Genomic DNA, 20,302 nt, shown 5'->3' with positions numbered 1-20,302 from the left:
TCGTCAGATGCCGCCGCCGCTGTCATATTGGTCTTCGGCAATGTCGCGCTCATTCAGCCAGTGTTCCAGAGCCTCTACCATCTCCTCGGCCGTCTTGCCGAGTGTCTTGAGATGGATTTCGGGATTTTCGGGAGCTTCATACGGGGAATCGACGCCGGTGAAGTTCTTGATCTCGCCATTCAGCGCCCGTGCGTAAAGGCCTTTCGGGTCGCGTCGGGCGCATTCCTCGAACGGCGTATCGACGAACACTTCGACGAACTCGCCGTCGGCCATCAACTCCCTGGCCATGCGCCGCTCGGCGCTGAAGGGGGAAATGAAGGAGACGATGACGATCAGCCCGGCATCGGCCATCAGCTTTGCCACTTCGGCGACACGGCGGATGTTTTCGACCCGATCGGCGTCGGTGAAGCCGAGATCGCGGTTGAGGCCGTGGCGGACATTGTCGCCGTCGAGAATGTAGGTGTGGCGCCCCGAAGCGAACAGCTTCTTCTCAAGCAGATTGGCGATGGTCGACTTGCCCGAGCCGGAAAGACCGGTGAACCAGAATACGGCGGGGCGCTGGCTCTTGAGGTCGGAGCGGCCGCGCTTGCCGACATCGAGCGACTGCCAATGGATGTTTTCGGCGCGGCGCAAGGAATGCAGGATCATGCCGGCGCCGACCGTGGCATTGGTGATGCGGTCGATCAGGATGAAGGCGCCGGTATCGCGGTTGTCGGCGAAGGTGTCGAAGGCGATCGGCGCCCGGGTCGAGATATTGCAGATGCCGACTTCGTTCATCTCGAGCGACTTCGCCGCCTCGCGAGCGAAGTCGTTGACGTTGACGCGGTATTTCAGGTCGGTGACGGTGGCGCTGGTCTGGTCGGTCTCGGTGCGCAGTATATAGGAGCGTCCCGGCAGCAGCGCTGCCTCGTCGAACCAGACGATGTTGGCGGCGAACTGGTCGGCGACCTGCGGCCGTGCCGCCGGCGACACCAGCATGTTGCCTCTGGAGACCTCGACCTCGTCATCGAGCACAAGGGTGATGGCCTGGCCGGCCACCGCCTGGGCAAGATCGCCGCCTTGCGCGACGATGCGCTTGACCCGCGAGGCCTTGCCGGATTTGGCGACCACCACCTCGTCGCCCTGCGCGACGGAGCCGGACGCGATGGTGCCGGCAAAGCCGCGGAAGTCGAGATTGGGCCGGTTGACATACTGCACCGGAAACCGGAACGGCAGTTCGACCGCGGCCTCGTCGACCGATATGGTTTCGAGATGCTCGATCAGCGACGGGCCGGAATACCACGCCGTCTTGCCGGAGCGGCTGGTGACATTGTCCCCATAGCGGGCCGACATCGGGATCGGCACGATCGTCTGGAAGCCGAGCTCGTGCGAGAACTGCCGGTAATCCTCGACGATACGGTCGAACACCGCCTGGTCGAAATCGACGAGGTCGATCTTGTTGACGGCAAGCACGATATGGCGGATGCCGAGCAGCGAAGCGATGATCGAGTGGCGCCGGGTCTGGCGCAGCACACCCTGGCGCGCATCGATCAGCACGATGGCGAGATCGGCAGTCGATGCGCCGGTCGCCATGTTGCGGGTGTACTGTTCATGGCCGGGGGTGTCGGCGACGATGAACTTGCGCTTGGGCGTGGCGAAGAAGCGGTAAGCGACGTCGATGGTGATGCCTTGCTCGCGCTCGGCCTCGAGGCCGTCGACCAGAAGCGCGAAGTCGATGTCGTCGCCAGTGGTGCCGTGCTTGCGGGAATCGCGCTCGAGTGCGGCGAGCTGGTCCTCGAAGATCTGCTTTGTGTCGGACAGAAGACGGCCGATCAGCGTCGACTTGCCGTCGTCGACCGAGCCGCAGGTGAGGAAGCGCAGCAGCGACTTCTTCTCCTGCGCCGCCATGTATTCGCGCACGCCGTCGGTGGGAGCGAGGCTCTTGGCCAGGATATGGCGCATGCTCAGAAATATCCCTCGCGCTTCTTCTTTTCCATCGAGCCGGCTTCATCGCGGTCGATGAGGCGGCCCTGGCGCTCGGAGGTGCGCGCCGTCAGCATCTCGCCGACGATGGCTTCGAGCGTGTCGGCGTCGGATTCGATGGCGCCGGTCAGCGGATAACAGCCGAGCGTGCGGAAACGCACCAGACGGTTCTCCATCGTCTCACCGGGGCGCAATTGCATGCGACCGTCATCCTTCATGATCAGCATGCCGTCGCGTTCGACCACCGGCCGCTCCTTGGCGAAATAGAGCGGCACGATCGGGATGTTTTCCTGCAGAATGTACTGCCAGATATCGAGCTCGGTCCAGTTCGACAGCGGAAACACGCGGATCGATTCGCCCGGCGCGATGCGGGTGTTGAAGATCTTCCACATCTCCGGCCGCTGGTTCTTCGGGTCCCAGACATGCTGGGCGTTGCGGAAGGAAAAGATGCGCTCCTTGGCGCGCGACTTCTCCTCGTCGCGCCGAGCCCCGCCGAAGGCAGCGTCAAAGCCGTATTTGTCGAGCGCCTGGCGCAACGCCACCGTCTTCATGACATGGGTGTGGGTGTTCGAGCCATGGTCAAAGGGGTTGATACCGTCGCGCACGCCGTCTTCATTGACGTGGACCAGCAGGTCGAAGCCGAGCTTCTGCGCCATCTGGTCGCGAAAGGCGATCATCTCGCGGAACTTCCAGGTGGTGTCGACATGCAGGAAGGGGAAAGGCGGCTTGGCCGGATAGAAGGCCTTCATTGCCAGATGCATCAGCACGGAGGAATCCTTGCCGACGGAATAGAGCATCACCGGCTTGGAGAAGGAGGCGGCAACCTCACGGAAGATGTGGATGGACTCGGCCTCGAGCCGCTGCAGGTGCGTAAGCGCGATGTTCATGGACTGTGAGCGTTCTCTCGTGCAATCCAGACCTTGCATCAGATGGATCGGGCGTCCTTTTCAGCCGCCCGGTTCAAGCTTCACTGCTGGACACTATCGGTTCGTGCCGGCGTTCTAGCAGATCGCCACCTGATATAACAACGCTGGAAAGGCCGGCCGCCACACCGATCGGCAACGAATTTTCCATGAAAAGCCTAGAATCCGAAAATTCCTGCCCGACGGAGCGATAGCATTCAAAGGCCGGGAAAAATCTTGCCTGGACCGAAAGAAACGCCGGCCCGACCTCGTCGCACTTTCGAAAACCGCACCCAGCCGCTATACCGGCTCCTGAACCTGCGCCGGGCGGCATGCCGCAAATGCCGCCGCCAAACATTGTCCGTCGCCACGCGACCCAGCGCATTGTGAACCAGAGCATTGACCCCGATCTCCGCCATCAAGCAGCACGTTTCGCCGTCACGGATCAACGTCACCTTCTCCATTTTGTGCTTCTTTTTCCCGCCGGTACTGGGATCGGCGGTCAGCTTTTTGTTCAATGGCGGCGGCCTGTGGTCGGTGCTTCTGCTTGCGCTGAAAAGACGGCGTTTCAACATCGACCGGCCGATGACCGCGATGACGGTGGCCATCTATGCCTATTGCGCAGCCAGCGTGCTCGCCTCCATCGTCAACAATTCGATCGCCAGGGATGCGCCGCATCTGGCAGGGCTGATCACCTTCCTGTTTTTCCCGGTCTCATACGCGACCTGGAGCATCACCGAGAAAACCACGCTGACGCGCATCGTCGTGCTGGCGAGCGCCGCCGCCTGTTTTGGCGCCCTGCTGCTGGCCGTCGTGCAATATCACGGGCTGGGCATACGGGCCGAAGGCGGCGCCGGCAATCCGATCGTGTTCGCGACCGTCGCCTGCCTCAGCATGATGATGTGCCTGGCAGGCGCCTTATCGGGTGTCGAAAAGAACAGGGCGTTGCTGGCCTGCGCGACACTGGCCGGCGCGGTCGACATTGTCTATTCGGGGTCGCGGATCATCTGGCTGGCGATGCTGGTGGCCGGCATCGCGGTCCTGCTGATCAACCGTCGCAAGCTCAACAACAGAAACGCCATTCGGCTTTTGCTGATTGCGGGCGCGATCGGCATCGTCATCGCGGTCATTGGTCTCCCCATCATTTCCGAGCGCGCGGCCTTCCTGTTCAGCGACTGGGATGCGCTCGCCACGAAGGGCGACCACACGACCGCGCTCGGCTTGCGCGCAGCACTTTGGCAGATTGGGCTGAGCGCCTTCCACGACATGCCGATTTTCGGTCACGGCATTGCTGCAAGCCGTGAGCTGATAAAGGATGGATTCCACAATCAGTTCCACATGCCGTCCACGGGCTTCAGCCATTTTCACAATGGCTTCCTGACTGCATTGGTGGAGGCCGGGCTGCTTGGAGCCGTAACGCTCGCGGCTGTGTTCTTCGTTGCCGCGAGAAACGCGGCCATCGTGCTGCGCACCAGCACGGACGCGATCGAGCGGTTCGGCGCCACGATGATTGTCGTCACTGCGATCACCTACCTCATCGGCGGCCTGACCGGCATTCTGGTCGGCCACGACATCCTCGATGCCACACTGATGGTGTTCCTGGTGTCCGGGACATATCTTGCATCGGGCCGGCAACAAATGCTGCCGGAACAACAGGCACCGGCCCCGGCGCCCCAGGCAAGCCGGCCGTGAAAGTGCTGGTCACAGGCGCGACGGGTTTCATCGGCAGGCAGGTCGTCAACCAGCTGCGCGAAGCCGGGTTCGGGGTGCGCATGGCATCGCGCCACCCGGAACGGCTCGATCCCGTGAGCGATGCGGTTTTGTTGCCGGACTTCGACGCACCGGCTCAGGCATACCAGGCGCTGATGCGAGATATCACCCATGTCGTCCACTGTGCGGCGCTCAACAATGACCGCAAGGCGAGCGAAGCCGACTTCATGGCAGCCAACGCGACACTGACCGCGCAGCTGGCGCGCGCGGCCGCCTCGCGGACAAGCGGGCGCTTCATCTATCTGTCGTCGATCCGGGCAGTAGCCGGTCCCGGTTTCAGCGGAACGATCAGCGAGGCGACGCTCCCTGCCCCGCAATGCGCCTACGGGCGCTCGAAACGCGAAGGCGAGATCAAGACACTGGAAGCCTATGCGTCCAGGCCCTCCGATGCCACGGCGCTGCGCCTGCCGCCGGTCTATGGCGAAGGCATGAAGGGAAACCTGCGTGGAATGATGCGGGCTGCCGCCATTGCCTTACCATTGCCCTTAGGCGCTTTCACCGCAGTTCGTTCGCTGATATCGCGCGACGCGGTGGCTGGCGCCGTGGCGCATCTTTTGACTCGTCCCACGCCACCGCGCCCGACCTATGTCCTGGGCGATGCTTCCCCCGTTGCGATGTTCGAAATCTTGACTGCATTCAGGCACGGATACGACGTTCCGACCCGGCTCGTTCCTGTGCCGGCCTGGCCATTCAGGCTGTTCGCCACACTGCTTGGCAGAAAAGCAGCGTACGACGCTTCCATGGCGACACAGATTTGCGACCCGTCACTGCTGATCTCGGAAGGCTGGATGCCGGAAACCGACACGCTCGGCCGGATTGAGGAACTTGCACGACAGGCCCGTCAGGTCCGGTAGATTGTGCCAAGCAGGATTTTGACGTCGAGTCCGATCGAGGCTCCCCTGAGATATTCGGCATCGGTTTCGGCGCAGAGTTTCGGATCCGACATGTCGATGCCTCTCATCTGTGCCAGCCCGGTAATGCCCGGAAGTGCGGCAAGCACACCCAATTGCCTGCGGCGTTCGATCAATTCGGTTTGCGTGGGCAGGCATGGACGCGGCCCAACCAGGCTCATCTCGCCCTTGAGCACGTTCCAGAGCTGCGGCAGCTCGTCGATCTTGAATTTCCGCAGCACCTTGCCGACGGCAGTGACGGACATTGCCGGCGCCTGATGCGAGGGCAGAGACGGCGTTCCCACAACCATCGTGCGCAGCTTGTGGCAGGCAAACGGCACCCCGTGCTGGCCGACACGGGTTTGAGAGAAGAGTGCCGGTCCAGGCGACGTCGTCCTGATTGCCAGCATGGCAAGCAGGACGAAAGGCGAGGCCAGTGGCAGCAGCAGCGCCGCCACCGCCAGGTCGAAAGCTCGCTTGGGTTCCCTCATGGCCGTGTCTGCATGCTCTAGATCCGCCGCCAGATGAAGGCCAGATAGAGCCCAAGCGTCCCAGCCAGCGTCTGCCGGTAGACGCCGCTTTTCCTGAGAAGGCGCAGGCGTCGCAGAATACCGCCCTTTCGTGCCCTGATGAACAGGCCGAGACAGGCGGCGGCATCCCTCGAGAGGATGTCGCGATTGACCGCCAGGCCGCTCAGATTGTGATCGGTCCAGACGGCGAACTCGCCCCTGAACAGGCGCCCCAGCCGCGACAGCCTCGCCTTCCACGACACGTTGGCGCCGACCAAGTTTGCCTCATGCTGGCGGTAGCGCACCAGCGGTCGCGGGTCATAGCGGACAATGCCGCCGGCAGCCGTGACGATCAGATAGGTCCACCAGTCATGGCTGACGAACTCGGTCCTTCCCGATGCCTTTGCCAGCAACTTTCGCGCGGCGCGGTTGATCATCATCGTGTTGCCGCCGGCAATGCTTTGCACAAGCGCATTGCGAAATGCGGGTGGATGCTGGAACAGCGGCGAATACCCTTGCGCTGCTCCGGTTTCGGACATGGTCGCGGTTCTGGAGCAAAACAGCAGCGGCGTTCCGGCGTCGTGCCCTTGCATCCAGGCAATGGCGCTCTCCAGCCTGTCCGGCTCCCAGATGTCGTCCTGGTCGCAGAAGGCGTAGTAGTCGGCCTCGATGCGCGGATCGATGATCATCGCGCGGAAATTGGCGGCAAAGCCTTGGCGAGGACCATTCGACAGGGTCAACCGGCCCTTGGACCAGCGGCTCTGCCAGGCGCCGATAATGGCCGAAGTGCCGTCTGTCGAACCGTCGTCGGAAACCCAGAGGTCGACAACAGGATGCGATTGCGCAGCCAGCGACGCGAGCTGCTCGTCAAGGAAAGCCGCGCCATCTTTCGTGCCCAGCAGCACGGCCACGCGCTGATCTTGTCTGCTCACTGGTTCAAAATCATCTGCAAACGCCTGGGAACGGCCATCGGATCGGTTTCAATAGCCAATCCCGGTCGATCAGGACAGGCTCTTTGTTCTGACGCAATCCCGGACGGGAAAACCGCTCCACACTTTTTCTGGAATTGCTCTAACCAGCTTGCCCGACTGTTTTCGCAACGGTTTCCCGGCGTGCGTCACTTGGAGGCTCTTCCGCCTGATAGAGGCCGGCCATGACGGCGAGCGCCGAGGCCTTGTCCTGATCGCGCATGGCCGCCTGCAGCAATGTCAGCGCAACCTGGACCTTGGGCCATCCCACGACATCGGTCCTGAGGCCGAAGATCTTGGGGATATCCAGCGCGACGATCTCCTCATTGCCGCCATGCAGCACCTCGTGAAGCTTCTCGCCCGGCCTGATCCCGGTGAAACGGATCGGAATGTCGGTGTAGGGGCTTTTGCCGGCCATGCGGATCATGGTTTCAGCGACTTCGAGGATCGGCACCGGCTTGCCCATGTCGAGCATGTAGATGGCGTAGTCGTCCTTGCCCTGGCGCCGCTCGGCGTCGGCCGCCGACATGATGACGAGGTCGACGGCTTCGGCCACCGTCATGAAGTAGCGGGTCATGCGGCGATCGGTGATGGTGACCGGACCGCCGGCCTCGATCTGCGCCTGGAAGATGGTGGCGACCGAGCCATTGGAGCCGAAGACATTGCCGAACCGCACGGCGATGAACTTGGTGCCGGAGCGACGGCCGCTGGGCCCGGTGGCGTGCGTTTCGTGCAGCGAAGAGACGATCTGCTCGGCGGCGCGTTTCGTCATGCCGAGCACCGAGGTCGGATCGACCGCCTTATCGCTGGAAATCAGCAGGAACTGCGGCACCCCGCATTTGGCGGCAACCTCGGCGCAGACGAGGGTGCCCAAAATATTGGTCTGGATCGCCGATTCCCAATTTTCCTCGAGCAGCGGCACATGTTTGAGCGCGGCGGCATGGAAGATGATGTCGGGCTTGAAATCGCCGACGACGCGGGTGATCTGGCGCCGGTCTGTGACATCGACGATGCGGCTCTTGAGCCGGACATGGTCCTTTTCGTCAACCTGCTGGTCGAGCTGGAAAATACCGAATTCCGAGATATCGGCGACCAGAACCGCCTCGGCGCCAAGTTCCAGCGACCGCTTGACCAGGATGCGACCGATTGAGCCGGCGCCGCCGGTGACCAGGACGCGCTTGCCACCGATAAAGCCGCCGATCCGCTCAATATCCGAAGCAACTGTGGAGCGGCGCAGGATGGTTTCCATCTCGACAGCGTCGAGTACCAGCTTTCCGCCTTGGCCGAGCTCCGAAACGCCGGAGAATTGGACGACGGCGATACCGCTGTGACGGGCGACACGGACCAGTTCCGAATATTCCTCGATCTCGCGTTCGGTGCCATTGCCGAAAATCAGCATGTCGAGGCTTTTGGTGCCTCTTGCATATTCTTCGAGGACCTCGACCAGGCGGGGCCGCACGGCTACCACCGGAACGCCCTGGATCTGCGTGCCCAACGGCGCGCCGTTCTCGATGGCCATGATGCCGGCGATGGAATATTCGGCCGGCTCGGCCGTGCGTGTGAAGCGGATGATGACGTCTGCTTCGCCAAGCCTGCCGACGAACAGCGCTTGTTTGATCGCCGCATTGTTTGCGTTGCGGCTCAGGATTCGCCAGCTCGCCCCGTCGCGCAGGAACCGATAATAGAGCCGAGGCGCCGATATGATGGTGAAGGAGACGAGGAAAAAGACGATGAACTGGCGCTCGTTGAGGCCGGTCACCGGCTGAAACGATCGAACCGCCAGCGAGACGACATAGAGCGTGACGGTCAGGATGGCGCAGCTCTTCAGGATGTTGAAGAAGTCCGGCGTGGAGGCGAAACGCCACACCGTGTTGTAGAGGCCGCAATAGCGAAACAGCATATGGCTGAGAAAAACAATACTTGCCCAGCACGCCAGGCCGGCCGTGGAGAGCGCGTCGAATGAAAGTCTCGACTGAGAAAGCCCCAGACTCAGCGCCACCGCGACCAGGACCATGACCAGATCCTGGATCATTATAATGGCGCGCCGCATCTTCGGCCGAAGTCCGGACACGACCTCTACATAGGATGTCATTGGGTAGTACTGAACTCCAGGCGCAAGGACATGGACACTAACGTGGTGCAAGAGCGACGGAAACCCGTCACCGATCACCTGTTTAGAGTGCCAATCCCCAGCCCCGCCGCTTTGTATCGCATAGCGTGGAGTTGTAGTGATCGCCAGATATTTTTTGTTCGGCCTCTTGGTTAAGGGACTGAGAGCAATCGAACGACGTTTTCGCCAGGTATCGCAAATGTCGAAAGGCTGGGATGAAGGGCACCCCCCACCCTGATTCGGCGCGAAAGCGGACAACCGACTGGAACGGTCGGGTGTCACAGCGACCGCATCATCAATCGAATAGACCGCGGCACAGGAAAGCTGACGGTGCTCCAGCCATCCGAAGCCGGCATCGCTGAAAACATTGAGCTCGCCGACTGGCTCGCGTCGATCAGAAGCATCCTTGAGCGGGCCACCGCTTCGAGGACAAATTCACGCTCGATCGAGAACAGCTCCTCGGGAATGTAGCCTGAAAGAATCAAGAGATCGTAATTCTCGATCAATTCATGAGACGCACACCTGACGTGACCGGAAAGAGAATGCTCCAAAATGCGGGACTGCAAACGCTCCAGCATCAAGGCCTCGGTCTCATAACACACGGCCTGCCCAAATCCATTGTCCTGCAACGCGCGGCCCGCGGCTACAGCAACGCTGCCCGGCCCGGCTCGCACGACTCCAACGTTGTGAGGCTTGATCAGCCTGCAGAGTGCGTAGACGAAATCCAGCGTCTCCAGATCGAGTGACCCGTCGCCAAAAGTCGACCAACACCTTGCTTTGCTCTCTTCGGCTCCCCCGTAGCTCTCAGGCTGCCCCACCCATCCAAATATCCGACTCTGGCGATTTGGCTTCGGTGTACGCTTATGCTCATCGATGCGCTTTTTGAGGCCTTCAAGTTTCAGCCAGTATTTCTGTTCGTAATTGGCGTGATAATATTCCCAATCTCTCTCAAATTCCTGTAAGGTATGTCCAACGTTGATGGAATAATATCTACTGCTCCAAGCTGAAAAATATCCACTGGACTTAATTTGCTCAGAAAGCTTACTGTCGTTCGGAAGTTTAACTGTGGAATTTCCTGGGATATTTTCAAAATATATATTTTCCCTCTTTAAAATATCCCTCCTTATTATACTCGACATTCCGGTGTTGCCATGCGCTAGATAAAGGCCTTCGCCATTCTGATAGGCATAGGTAGCCGGTTTTGTAACCCATACCTCGTCATCCAGCGGCGCCGGCGCGTGCAGGGCAAGCTGGCCCAACTCGGGAAAGGCGGAGAAGACCGCGTCGACATACTCCCGCCAGCCCGGCATCAGTTCCTTGTCGTTGGCTAGTATGAAAACCAAATCCGACTCTACCATTCGAAGCGCGTCGTTTATCCAGTCCGCCCCTCTGTTTTCGGGCGCAAGAAAGGGCTCTATCCTGTCATCGACAGATGCCCACTTCCTGATGATATCGACAGAGCCATCGCTACTGTTGTTGTCGATCACTATGCACTTTTCGAACTCGCCAGTCGTGCTCAACAGCGATTGCAGGCATCGATCCAACAGGTCCTGCCGGTTCCAATTGAGAACCACCACGCTTATCGAATGGCGCATCATTTACTCCGCAGCTTCAAAATTGATAGAAATCTGCGGGGAGACGTCGATGATTCCCGTGGCCAGCAGATCAGGCTCCGCGGCCACGCGAAAAGCCGTCACATCTACCAACCTATGCATGACGATTTGCTCATCGCCAGGCGATCCGAAAAGCCCACAGCTGATGAAATAGACGCCAGGCAGGAATATGTTCGTGAACTCGTATGAAATCCTGGCCGTGGTATTTGTCTTTATAGACCTGGTAAGTAGACTTCTGGAAAAAATTGTCTGCGCGCCCCCTAGACCAATACCGCTTACAGTCCTAAACCATATGCCGAACCCGACATTCCTGGCATTTGTGGAAAAGTCGACGGTGTACTCATATTTGTACCGTCTACCCATCTGCAACACATTTATTTCGTCGCCACCTATAGTCGTTATTTTAAAATCTCGGATGCGCGCACCACGTTCTTCCAACGCGACGGTCGACTGTGAACGAAGTCCCGGATCGAAGTAGTCACCGTGCAGGGCAGCCATTGCCGATTGATCGATTTGAGGATTGGCCTCGGAAGCGGCGCCTAGCGCGCCGGCCGTTGCCGCAGCCGTTGTCGACGCAGTCGCATTGGAAGGCCGGTGTTCAAATAAATCAGAGTGGGTCATGGCGGGAGGCGCCGGCACAGACGGGGCGCGAACCTCCGCACTATTCTGCTGCACAATATCCGCGCGGATTCGGGACACAGCCTCCGGGCTTGCATTCACCAGCCGCTGATACTGCCCGACCACCGCCTTAGGCCGACCCTCCAGGATTTTTTCGCCGCCGTCGATCAACATTGCTCGCGTACACAGCTGAACGATTGTCGGCGCTCCGTGGCTGACAAACAGAATGGTGCCACCCTTGTCCTTGATGTCCTCGATGCGGGCGAAGCATTTGCGCTGAAACGCCTCGTCGCCTACTGACAACGCTTCGTCCACCACCAGGATATCGGGGTCGACATTGATCGCGGTGGCAAAGGCCAGCCGCACATACATGCCTGACGAGTAGGTTTTTACTGGCTGATCTATGAAAGGCCCAATATCGGCGAAACGCGCAATGTCGTCGAAACGCCACTCCATCTCCTTGCGTGGCACACCGAGAATCGACGCGTTGAGAAAGACGTTTTCGCGGCCGGTGAACTCTGGATTGAAGCCGGCGCCAAGCTCAAGCAACGCGGCGATCCGGCCATTGACCTCGACCGAACCCGCAGTCGGCTGCAACGTGCCGCAGATGATCTGCAACAGCGTCGACTTGCCGGAGCCGTTGCGGCCGATGATCCCAACAGTTTCGCCCCGGCCAACGTCAAAGGAAATGCCGGACAGAGCAGCAAAGTCGCGAAAGTACCGGCGCGGCGGCCGACCGACCAGACGCTCTAGCCGAGGCACGATCATCTGCTTGAAGCGATCTTCCGGCCGCTCGAACATGACATAGTGTTTCGACACATCACGCACTCGGATAACAACATCAGAGATACGGCCAGCCTTCTTGGCGCCGAGCTTGTCAAAGGACATCGGCAAAGCCCCTGCGGGTCTTCTGGAAAAACTGATAGCCAAAAAACGCGACCACAATCGCGATGATCGAGTAGGAGCCCAGCGCGGTCCAATTTGGCTGCACACCGAAGAGAACTACGTTGCGGAAATCCTCGACGGGGATCGCGAGCGGGTTGAGTGAGAGCCAAGGCTGCAGCCAGGTCGGCAGCGACGACCTCTGGAAGAATACCGGCGACAGGAACATGGTCGCGGTTACGAGCGGGGCCACAATCTGGCTCATATCGCGAAAATAAACGCCGATCGATGCCAGCATCCAGGCAATGCCGAGCACCATGACAATCAGCGGCACCAAAACCACAGGCGCCAGAATCACCGTGAGCGGGATATAGCCAAAAACGACATAGGCGAAGACCAGCAGCACCAGAAGGCTGACGGCCGTATGAAACAATGCGGCGCCGGCTGAAACCACCGGCAGGATCTGGATCGGGAAAACGATCTTCTTGACGTAGTTGGCGTTGCCCACGATCAGCCCAGGCGCCAGCGAAACCACCTCCGAGAAGAACTGAAAGACGATCAATCCACAAAACAGGATGACGGCAAACTCGCCAGTGGAATGGGTAGCGCTCGGCTGGTCAGGAACCGTCCAGCGCGATTTCAGAACCACACCGAACACGAACGTGTAAACGGCAAGCATGAGCAAAGGATTGAGCAGCGACCACAACAAGCCGAAAGCGGAACCCCGATAGCGGCCCGACACTTCACGACGGATCAGAGAAACGATAAGTTGGGTAATGTTCATGATGCCGTTTGAACCGTCTTCCCAGCCACAACGGCCAGATAGATCTGCCTGTTACAACAGGGCAGGTGCGCCCCTCCTGCCAAGCGCCGATCAGCCATCACGATTTGCCTGCCAGTTCTAGGATGATTGCATCTTGACCGGCGCCGGGGTTAGAGCGCCGGCCGCTCCAAGCCCCCCAAATCGGGGACCCGGCCATTCGCAGATTTGCGTCCGCGACCATGGCCGCCACAGTCGCTTCCTCGTAAGCAACGGCATGCGTTGGCTTCTCCAGTTCGTGGACGTGGCAGCCATCGCCGACCGAGTGATAGAATGTGATGTAAGACTTCGGCCCCTGGTTCTTGAGGATGTCACCGTTGATGATGAAGAATGTGGCTAAAACCCTTCCGCTTGGCTTCAATATCCTAGCAAATTCATCGAGGTAGTGGGCAATATCCCGTCGCATCATGTGGGTAAAAACAGAGTGCAGTATGATTACATCAACCGACGAGTCCGGGACTGGAATTTGGCACTGCTGAAGCAGCTCGGTGCCATTCGGATTGTACCATTTCTCGGCCACATCAAAGTGGACAAATTTGAAATTCGGGTGCTTGGAAGTGATCGCCTGCTGGCACCAGTCGATCATCGGCTTGACCACATCGATACCTAAATATCGACCGTTTGCCGCAAGTCGCTCGGTGAGCGGTATCGCGTCGCGGCCGATGCCGCATCCGATCTCGACTATGGAATTATCTGGCGCAATGCCGACATACTCGTCAGCCTGTCGCATGTGTTCCTTAGAGATATGGTCGAAAGTGTCTTCGGCACCTCCGGTCATATGAGCCAGTTCTATTGGTATAGAGAACCCCTTGTAATTGAATATCTCAGCCATTCTCGCTCCTCAATTCATCATTCCGCTTTTGTAATGCCGCCTTCCCTCATAATACAGGGACACGATTCTCAGCTGTCGAATATTTGTGAATATCCTCTCCACGAAGAAGGACGCTGGATGCCGTGAACCCTTGACCGCGTGCGACCCAGCAAAACACCCTTTCGATCGCGTGCGCGAGTGTGCCATCCTGCTGCCCGTTTTCAGCTTCGAACGCGATACTCGCCTCGGTTATGTTCTTCAGAGGCGCAAGCGCCCGCGGCGCGAACCAGAACATCGAACCGGCAAAAAAGCCGAGTTCCAGATTCGCTTCCGGCTGGAGCGCCGTCATCTCTTCAAGCAGTCGGCGGACCGTAGCGCGATTTGCGCCCCAGAACTGGTCATCGGTCAGGTAATAGCGGTGCGGGCCGACGATGCCAACTTCGCCCGACTTAATCAACTCGATGGACCTCAACACAGTCAATGAATCGCCAGCGACCGAGCCGTAGAGCCTATCCCTCCAAAGAGTTCCGTTGGCGCTATAGGCACTTTTCTTTGAATGAATCTTCAGAACAGCCTCATACCGGTCGAGAGCGCCACTGCGATAGACCGAGACAAACGGCCCTATATCCCGACCTCTGTTCTCCGAGTAATATACGGAAATGCTCTGCGCCAAATCAGAGAATTTCGAAAAAATCTCATTGTAAAATCCCTCAAAAGAGGTCGTTACATAAACATCAAAGGGGAGAACGATATTTTTTAGTATCTTATGAATATCGGAAATCATATCGACATAGTGCAAATGGACGACAACCGCTACATTGACTTCCCCGGCCTTCGTTCGGCGCCATCGTGCGAGCTTGGTCACTGGGATGGGGCTAGCTTGGGATTTAAGTGTAGAAAGGTTGTCGCTCCCGCGCGCATAGCTGGCACGACTGCGGCTAAGCATTTCTTCTATTTCGTCCAGGCGCTCCCTTTCATAAATGTCATCGACAAAGGCCAGATCGATCTGATGAGGGTTCTCCCTTAAAACCTCAAGCTTCACATACCCAAGTTCGCGGGCGACCAAGTCGGCAAGATGGTGAACGGGGTTGAATTGGAGCGCCATCGAGGTTGCGTCAGAAAGAGACCTGGGAGGACCGGCAGATTCCTTTCCCTCGCTGGTATTCCAACGCCGGTTGGCATGCTGAAGCTGCTCAGGCGACGGTTGCAGAAGTGTTGTAACTTTTGCACCATTGTTTCGAAGCGCAGCGGACAGGCCGAGCTCGAACTTGAATATTGTCTCTAATTTTGAGCTTGTGGGCGCGACGCTCGCAAGAAATCCTTCGAACCAGGGTGCCCGCAGCACCTTGGCTCCCAACAAAAGTAAATACGATTGTACATGCCACGAGAATTGGTACGACTCAGTCGAACCAACCACATCGTACTCCGGTGTTAATTCAAGCATCCTCGACAGGGTCCTGTCAAAGATCGCAGACGAAAGAACGCCAAAGCTTGAGTTTATCAGAAGCGCGTTTTCGATCTGCCAATTCCTCAGCGCATAATCCAAACCAACCTTGTAGCTGGAGAAATCGTACCCAAAATTTGGTCGTCTTATCAAGACGGCGTCTTTTGGGATTATGGTTACGACATCTTCCTCGATTTTACTTGTCGTCACCAAAACGATCCGGTCGAATCTCTTCGCAAGACAGGATAGTAGTTCGATGAAATTAGCTTCGACGCCGTCATTGACGTCGAAATGAGCCACAATTGCTACATCATCCATTGTCTATCTGCCTGGCGAGCAGTACGTGCTTATAAAGGAAGCTGGCGACAGAATGCAGTGGCGGCCATCTTCGCAGGAGCTTTGATGCATTCACGGCCATCCGGCTCGGGGGGGCAATCGCTGCCAGGGTTTCTTTGGAGATTGGCGCGCCCAAAATTGGCTGGTGCTTCGCCGAAACGAGCTGATCGAACAATCGCGACCGGGCGGCCTGCATTCCTTCGGGTTCCCTTGCTACGTCGAAGAATTTCCCGCGAAGTGTTTCCTCCAGGTAGGAGAGTCCCCACCGCCGGTCCGGCTCGAGGTAACAGCCCTCGCCCCACTCGTTCCATGCATTGATAAATACGATTCGGCTTTCCGGATCAGGATGATTTTGTCGGGCCTGAAAGCGCAGGAAACGGAGCCATTCGCCATAGAGTTCCGGCGTCGAATTGAGCACGATTGTCGGGTTGTTTTGCCGCCGGGCAGTATTGTCCCACCCCGGTATGATGCCCCTGAATATGTTGAAGGACGGCTTCGGACGATTGGCGCTTTGGGCAATTATTTTCCGATAGTCGACCACACCACCCGAGAAATTCGGATTCGTGAAGAGCGGGAACTCCGAAGGATGGTTCTGAGGCCCGTTGAATTTGTGCGGAGGAAATTCGACCAGGGAGTCAGCCCCCACTTCTTGGGGAGTCGATATGTCGTAGAAGTCGACGACACTGATGTGGATGCCCGGAAATCCATTGGCGACCGCATGATCTCGCCAAATGGAAAACCAGCGCCGTGGGTCAGGAATGTCCTTGGCTCGATATACCACCAACAGCGGCATACCGCCGATTTTTATGTATCGCTCGTCTTTGAAGTAACCGATCATCGTCTCGATAAAGGCTTTGGCGTCCTCCTCTGCGTACTTCTGCTCCAGCAGAATGTTCCTCGTGTCCCCATCCCAAGCACGGGTCCAATTTTCGTTGGCCCAGCAGAGGCAAAACTTGAAATCAATGTCAGATTCCAGGAACAAATCGACCGGCTTTTCCAGCACTCTTCGGCCGCTAAACCAATAGTGATAGAAACAGAAAGCGTGTAGTCCATAAAGTTTGGCGAATTCGACTTGCTCTCGCATCGTGTCCAGATGCGAGAGATCGTAATATCCTAGCTCACGAGGTATCCTCGGCTGGTCATGACCATAGAAATTCGGAGTCGCACGGGCGACATTCGTCCATTCCGTGAAGCCAGGTCCCCACCATTCTGAGTTTTCGTCAATTCTGTGGAATTGAGGGAGGTAGAAAGCAATCAACTTTGTGTCGTCGGTACAGATGCTTACTTCTTCCTGCTCATCCGGCATCCTTGAGAGGGCCAGAAACGAGGCGGAATCGGCACCGGCGTCGGCACTTACCTCTGTCGGATGGTGCTCCAATACTTCTTCCGATGCCGCTGAAGAGCGCTCCTTTTCTTCCGTCAGCTCTAGCTGCGTTTTCTCCAGAATTTCTTTCAGCCTGACATTGTCGTCCAAAGCCACCAACAACTCGGAACCGAGTTTTTGATTCTCTTCCCTGTTCCTCTCGATAAGCTTCGCTGCCGCAGCGCGCTCTTCCGCAACGCTTTGATGATATCCTGCTATATCTGCGTCCTTCTGCTGGAGTTGGCCTGCAAGCTGTGACGCGTTGGTCGCGTGCTCTTCCACAGCGCGCTGCAAGATCCCAATTGTCTCGGATAGAATCTGTTGTCTAGCTTGTAGCTCAGGGAAAAACGCTTCGCCAAAGATTGGAGCGACGCTGTCGAATTCAGCTTTGACGCGATCAAGTATCGCCATGGCCTCGGCGCCATTGGCGTCCGTTTCCAGATGCCTGAGTGCCGAATAAGTGTCCTTTACCCATCCGGCGATTCGCTCGTCAGCGAAGAGTGCGCCATCGCTCGCCGTATGATGCTGATGGTCACTTGAAATATAGGCGTCAACCTCAGATGCCGCCTTCTCGATCGCGCGAGGCCATGCAACCGAAAGCGCTGCCGTGATCTTGTCCAGCATCGGCCGCCAACTCCGCATCATCGCCTCATAGGAGACGAACACACGTGGTGCGCCGCGTGTCGAGCGCTCGGCCTCCAATTCATGGCGAAGCCAAAGCAGGGCACCGAAGCCCGGCGTCGAGCGATCCCGTTTGCCTAGCGATGCAACGACCGCGAGCGGATTGCGACTTGCGAGAACGTATTGCAGGTCGATGTTCATGGACTTGAAAATGCTGGCGTAGAGCGGCACAAAACGCGAGATGCGTGGCTCCTTGAGCACCAGCAGAGGAGCATCGCCATATTCCTCGTCAATGAGGCGAGCGATTTCGACTCTGTAGAATTGAGCGCGCGCCTTCGACAAATCGCCGAGATCGAAACTACGCCAATCGTCCCACCTGCTGCCCGCCTCGGCGAGCATCTGGTCGTGCAGCGCGATCAGCTTCAAGGGTTCCCAGTGGCCCGTCGGATTGGTCGAATTGGCGCCGAGCAAATCATTTGGCAACTTCGCGCCGAGCAAGCTGATTGCCCTGGTCAGCGCGCTCGTGCCCGAGCGGTGCATGCCGAGCACCATGATGCAGGTACGTTTCGCGGGCTTGGTCGTCTTGGCGCGCTTCTTCGGCGCCGGTTGATAGATCCCCTGAGGGTCGGGCGTCGACTCATGCAATTGCTCGGGTGACGGATGCTTGTTCATGCACTCAATGCCTGTTTCGTCTTGCTCCCCGCCAGCCTGCGCACCACCTTTTCCGCCGACTCCTGCCACACCGGGGCTGTCCATTCAAACGCCGATGCGAACTTTTCGCTCGACAGGCGCGAATTGGCCGGACGTCGTGCCTTGGTCGGATAGTCCACTGTCGCGATGTCACGCACCCGCGCTGTGGGCCCGCCGTATTGCGCGCTTGTGTCGAGTATATGACGGGAAAAGCCGCTCCAGCTGGTCTCGCCGGTGCCGGCAAGATGATAAATGCCGTAGCCGTCAAAGTCGCCGCGCAACACCGCCGCCGCATGCAGGATCGCGTCGGCAATATCAAGTGCGGATGTCGGATTTCCCCATTGGTCGGCGACCACGGCGATCTCGTCGCGGTCGCCGGCCAGCCGCAGCATGGTTTTCACGAAATTCTTGCCGAACGGGCTGTAGACCCAGGCGGTGCGCAGGATCAGATGGCGCGGATTGACGGCGGCCACGGCCAGCTCGCCGGCAAGCTTGGAGGCGCCGTAGACGCCGAGCGGTGCGGTGGCGTCGGTCTCGACATAGGCGCCGTCCTTGGTGCCATCGAAGACGTAGTCGGTCGACAGATGGATTACGGGCACGCCGAGCTTCGCGGCCGCCTCGGCGACCTTGCCGGCGCCGACGGCGTTCACAGCGAAGGCAAGATCGGGCTCGTCCTCGGCCTGGTCGACGGCGGTGTAGGCGGCAGCCGACACCACGATATCCGGCCGCGCTGCCGCGAGTGCGTCGAACACCGTATCGGGCCGCGCCAGATCGAGCACTGGGCGGCCGAGGGTGACGACCTCGATGCCATCGCGCCTCTGCCCGGCCTCCAGCAGGCTGGCAGCGACCTGACCGTCGCGTCCGGTGACAACCAGCCTCACGCCGCGCCCTTCCTGCCTTCAACCTGGCCGCGCGACCGGACTTGCCCCAGCCGCTCGCCGGCGTAGCGCTGCTCGCGGATCGGTCCCCACCACCATTTGTTGTCGAGGAACCAGTCGACGGTCCTTGCAAGGCCGCTGTCGAAACTCTCCGCCGGCGCCCAACCGAGATCTCGGCCGATCTTGGAGGCATCGATTGCATAGCGACGGTCGTGGCCGGGCCGATCGGTGACGAAGCTGATCAAATCGCGGTAGCTCCTGCCGCCGCTGCGCGGACGCCTGATGTCGAGCAGGCCGCAGATCGTCTCGACGACGCCAAGGTTGGTACGCTCGGAATTGCCGCCGACATTGTAACTTTCGCCGGGCTGGCCCTTTGTGGCGACCAGTTCCAGAGCACGGGCGTGATCCTCGACGAACAGCCAGTCGCGCACATTGGCGCCAGCGCCGTAGACCGGCAGCGGCTTTTCGTCGAGCGCGTTGAGGATGACCAGCGGGATCAGCTTTTCGGGGAAGTGATAAGGCCCGTAATTGTTCGAACAGTTGGAGAGCACGACCGGCAGGCCGTACGTCTCGTGCCAGGCCCGCACCAGATGGTCGGATGCGGCCTTGGAGGCGGAATAGGGCGAGGATGGCGCGTAAGGCGTCTCCTCCACGAACATGCCGCCATCGAAGGGCAGATCGCCGAACACCTCGTCGGTCGAGACATGGTGGAAGCGGAAGCGCGCCTTCCTGTCCTCGTCAAGGCCGCGCCAATATTCGAGCGCCGAATTCAGCACCCGGTAGGTACCGACGATGTTGGTCTCGATGAAGGCGCCGGGTCCGTCGATCGAGCGGTCGACATGGCTTTCGGCGGCGAGGTTCATGACGACGTCGATCTCGTCGCGGTGGAGGATGTCGAGAACCGCCCGCTCGTCACAGATGTCGGCCTGCGCAAATTTGTAGTTGTGTGCATTCTCGATGGTGCGCAGCGAGGCCAGATTGCCGGCATAGGTGAGCTTGTCGAGATTGGTCACATGGTAGGCCGGATTGGCGCACAAATGCCGGCACACGGCCGAGCCGATGAAGCCGGCACCGCCTGTCACCAGAAAATTCATGGCGCTCTCCTCACATCGTCG

Annotated in this window: 15 protein-coding genes; 2 read left to right on the top strand and 13 right to left on the bottom strand. The window is 58.9% G+C overall.

The genetic code is table 11. The features are described from left to right. Positions 1 to 3: 3 nt before the first annotated feature. A complete protein-coding gene (cysN, locus tag NKI37_RS27910) occupies positions 4 to 1,941 on the bottom strand; it encodes a sulfate adenylyltransferase subunit CysN (RefSeq protein ID WP_023670718.1) in 1,938 nt (645 codons plus the stop codon). Positions 1,942 to 1,943: 2 nt separating this feature from the next. Then, a complete protein-coding gene (gene cysD / locus NKI37_RS27905) occupies positions 1,944 to 2,849 on the bottom strand; it encodes a sulfate adenylyltransferase subunit CysD (protein WP_352512848.1) in 906 nt (301 codons plus the stop codon). 414 nt (positions 2,850 to 3,263) lie between these two features. Here cysD and NKI37_RS27900 point away from each other — a divergent pair, with 414 nt between their 5' ends. Further along, the gene (locus NKI37_RS27900) at positions 3,264 to 4,556 is read left to right on the top strand and encodes an O-antigen ligase family protein (RefSeq protein ID WP_031198404.1); all 1,293 of its coding nucleotides are present in this window, start codon (positions 3,264 to 3,266) and stop codon (positions 4,554 to 4,556) included. Beyond that, complete coding sequence (locus NKI37_RS27895) at positions 4,553 to 5,488, top strand: NAD-dependent epimerase/dehydratase family protein (protein WP_023670715.1); 936 nt, start codon at positions 4,553 to 4,555, stop codon at positions 5,486 to 5,488. Before NKI37_RS27900 ends, NKI37_RS27895 begins: the two co-directional genes overlap by 4 nt. Here NKI37_RS27895 and NKI37_RS27890 read toward each other — a convergent pair. The 11 genes from NKI37_RS27890 to rfbB all read right to left on the bottom strand — a co-directional run bounded on the left by NKI37_RS27890 (position 5,476) and on the right by rfbB (position 20,281). After that, complete coding sequence (locus NKI37_RS27890; protein WP_352790120.1) at positions 5,476 to 6,015, bottom strand: sugar transferase; 540 nt, start codon at positions 6,013 to 6,015, stop codon at positions 5,476 to 5,478. The two genes, NKI37_RS27895 and NKI37_RS27890, sit on opposite strands and share 13 nt — an antisense overlap. A gap of 17 nt (positions 6,016 to 6,032) precedes the next feature. After that, positions 6,033 to 6,965, bottom strand: coding sequence for a glycosyltransferase family 2 protein (locus NKI37_RS27885; protein ID WP_023833065.1), 933 nt, complete (start codon positions 6,963 to 6,965; stop codon positions 6,033 to 6,035). A gap of 139 nt (positions 6,966 to 7,104) precedes the next feature. Next, positions 7,105 to 9,093, bottom strand: a complete 1,989-nt coding sequence (locus NKI37_RS27880) for a UDP-N-acetylglucosamine 4,6-dehydratase (RefSeq protein WP_352790123.1) — start codon at positions 9,091 to 9,093, stop codon at positions 7,105 to 7,107. A gap of 296 nt (positions 9,094 to 9,389) precedes the next feature. After that, on the bottom strand, positions 9,390 to 10,709 hold the full coding sequence (locus NKI37_RS27875; RefSeq protein ID WP_352794618.1) for a glycosyltransferase family 2 protein: 1,320 nt from the start codon (positions 10,707 to 10,709) through the stop codon (positions 9,390 to 9,392). After that, positions 10,710 to 12,230, bottom strand: a complete 1,521-nt coding sequence (locus NKI37_RS27870; protein ID WP_352790129.1) for an ABC transporter ATP-binding protein — start codon at positions 12,228 to 12,230, stop codon at positions 10,710 to 10,712. After that, complete coding sequence (locus tag NKI37_RS27865) at positions 12,220 to 13,008, bottom strand: ABC transporter permease (protein ID WP_352521902.1); 789 nt, start codon at positions 13,006 to 13,008, stop codon at positions 12,220 to 12,222. Before NKI37_RS27865 ends, NKI37_RS27870 begins: the two co-directional genes overlap by 11 nt. 97 nt (positions 13,009 to 13,105) lie before the next feature. Further along, a complete protein-coding gene (locus NKI37_RS27860; RefSeq protein WP_352521903.1) occupies positions 13,106 to 13,876 on the bottom strand; it encodes a class I SAM-dependent methyltransferase in 771 nt (256 codons plus the stop codon). Positions 13,877 to 13,922: 46 nt separating this feature from the next. Continuing rightward, positions 13,923 to 15,617, bottom strand: a complete 1,695-nt coding sequence (locus tag NKI37_RS27855) for a rhamnan synthesis F family protein (RefSeq protein ID WP_352790131.1) — start codon at positions 15,615 to 15,617, stop codon at positions 13,923 to 13,925. Beyond that, complete coding sequence (locus tag NKI37_RS27850) at positions 15,610 to 18,291, bottom strand: glycoside hydrolase family 99-like domain-containing protein (protein ID WP_352790133.1); 2,682 nt, start codon at positions 18,289 to 18,291, stop codon at positions 15,610 to 15,612. Before NKI37_RS27850 ends, NKI37_RS27855 begins: the two co-directional genes overlap by 8 nt. Further along, positions 18,288 to 19,190 carry a dTDP-4-dehydrorhamnose reductase gene (rfbD, locus tag NKI37_RS27845; protein ID WP_352521906.1) on the bottom strand — a complete coding sequence of 301 codons (903 nt, stop codon included), beginning with the start codon at positions 19,188 to 19,190 and terminating at the stop codon, positions 18,288 to 18,290. The genes NKI37_RS27850 and rfbD overlap by 4 nt, the downstream gene beginning before the upstream one ends. Continuing rightward, a complete protein-coding gene (gene rfbB / locus NKI37_RS27840) occupies positions 19,187 to 20,281 on the bottom strand; it encodes a dTDP-glucose 4,6-dehydratase (protein WP_023670704.1) in 1,095 nt (364 codons plus the stop codon). Before rfbB ends, rfbD begins: the two co-directional genes overlap by 4 nt. Positions 20,282 to 20,302 lie beyond the last annotated feature (21 nt).

The sequence above is a fragment of the Mesorhizobium sp. M0626 genome (assembly GCF_040320665.1).
Classification (GTDB): Bacteria; Pseudomonadota; Alphaproteobacteria; order Rhizobiales; family Rhizobiaceae; genus Mesorhizobium.
The sequence above is the reverse complement of the archived record's forward strand: the minus strand, read 5'-3'. Positions and strand labels throughout refer to the sequence as shown.

Coding starts and splice junctions, on each gene's coding strand:
- NKI37_RS27860 (WP_352521903.1), bottom strand. CDS start 13,876: ATGGCTGAGATATTCAATTACAAGGGGTTCTCTATACCAATAGAACTG.
- NKI37_RS27875 (WP_352794618.1), bottom strand. CDS start 10,709: ATGATGCGCCATTCGATAAGCGTGGTGGTTCTCAATTGGAACCGGCAG.
- NKI37_RS27855 (WP_352790131.1), bottom strand. CDS start 15,617: ATGGATGATGTAGCAATTGTGGCTCATTTCGACGTCAATGACGGCGTC.
- NKI37_RS27850 (WP_352790133.1), bottom strand. CDS start 18,291: ATGAACAAGCATCCGTCACCCGAGCAATTGCATGAGTCGACGCCCGAC.
- cysN (WP_023670718.1), bottom strand. CDS start 1,941: ATGCGCCATATCCTGGCCAAGAGCCTCGCTCCCACCGACGGCGTGCGC.
- cysD (WP_352512848.1), bottom strand. CDS start 2,849: ATGAACATCGCGCTTACGCACCTGCAGCGGCTCGAGGCCGAGTCCATC.
- NKI37_RS27865 (WP_352521902.1), bottom strand. CDS start 13,008: ATGAACATTACCCAACTTATCGTTTCTCTGATCCGTCGTGAAGTGTCG.
- rfbB (WP_023670704.1), bottom strand. CDS start 20,281: ATGAATTTTCTGGTGACAGGCGGTGCCGGCTTCATCGGCTCGGCCGTG.
- NKI37_RS27880 (WP_352790123.1), bottom strand. CDS start 9,093: ATGACATCCTATGTAGAGGTCGTGTCCGGACTTCGGCCGAAGATGCGG.
- NKI37_RS27870 (WP_352790129.1), bottom strand. CDS start 12,230: ATGTCCTTTGACAAGCTCGGCGCCAAGAAGGCTGGCCGTATCTCTGAT.
- NKI37_RS27890 (WP_352790120.1), bottom strand. CDS start 6,015: ATGAGGGAACCCAAGCGAGCTTTCGACCTGGCGGTGGCGGCGCTGCTG.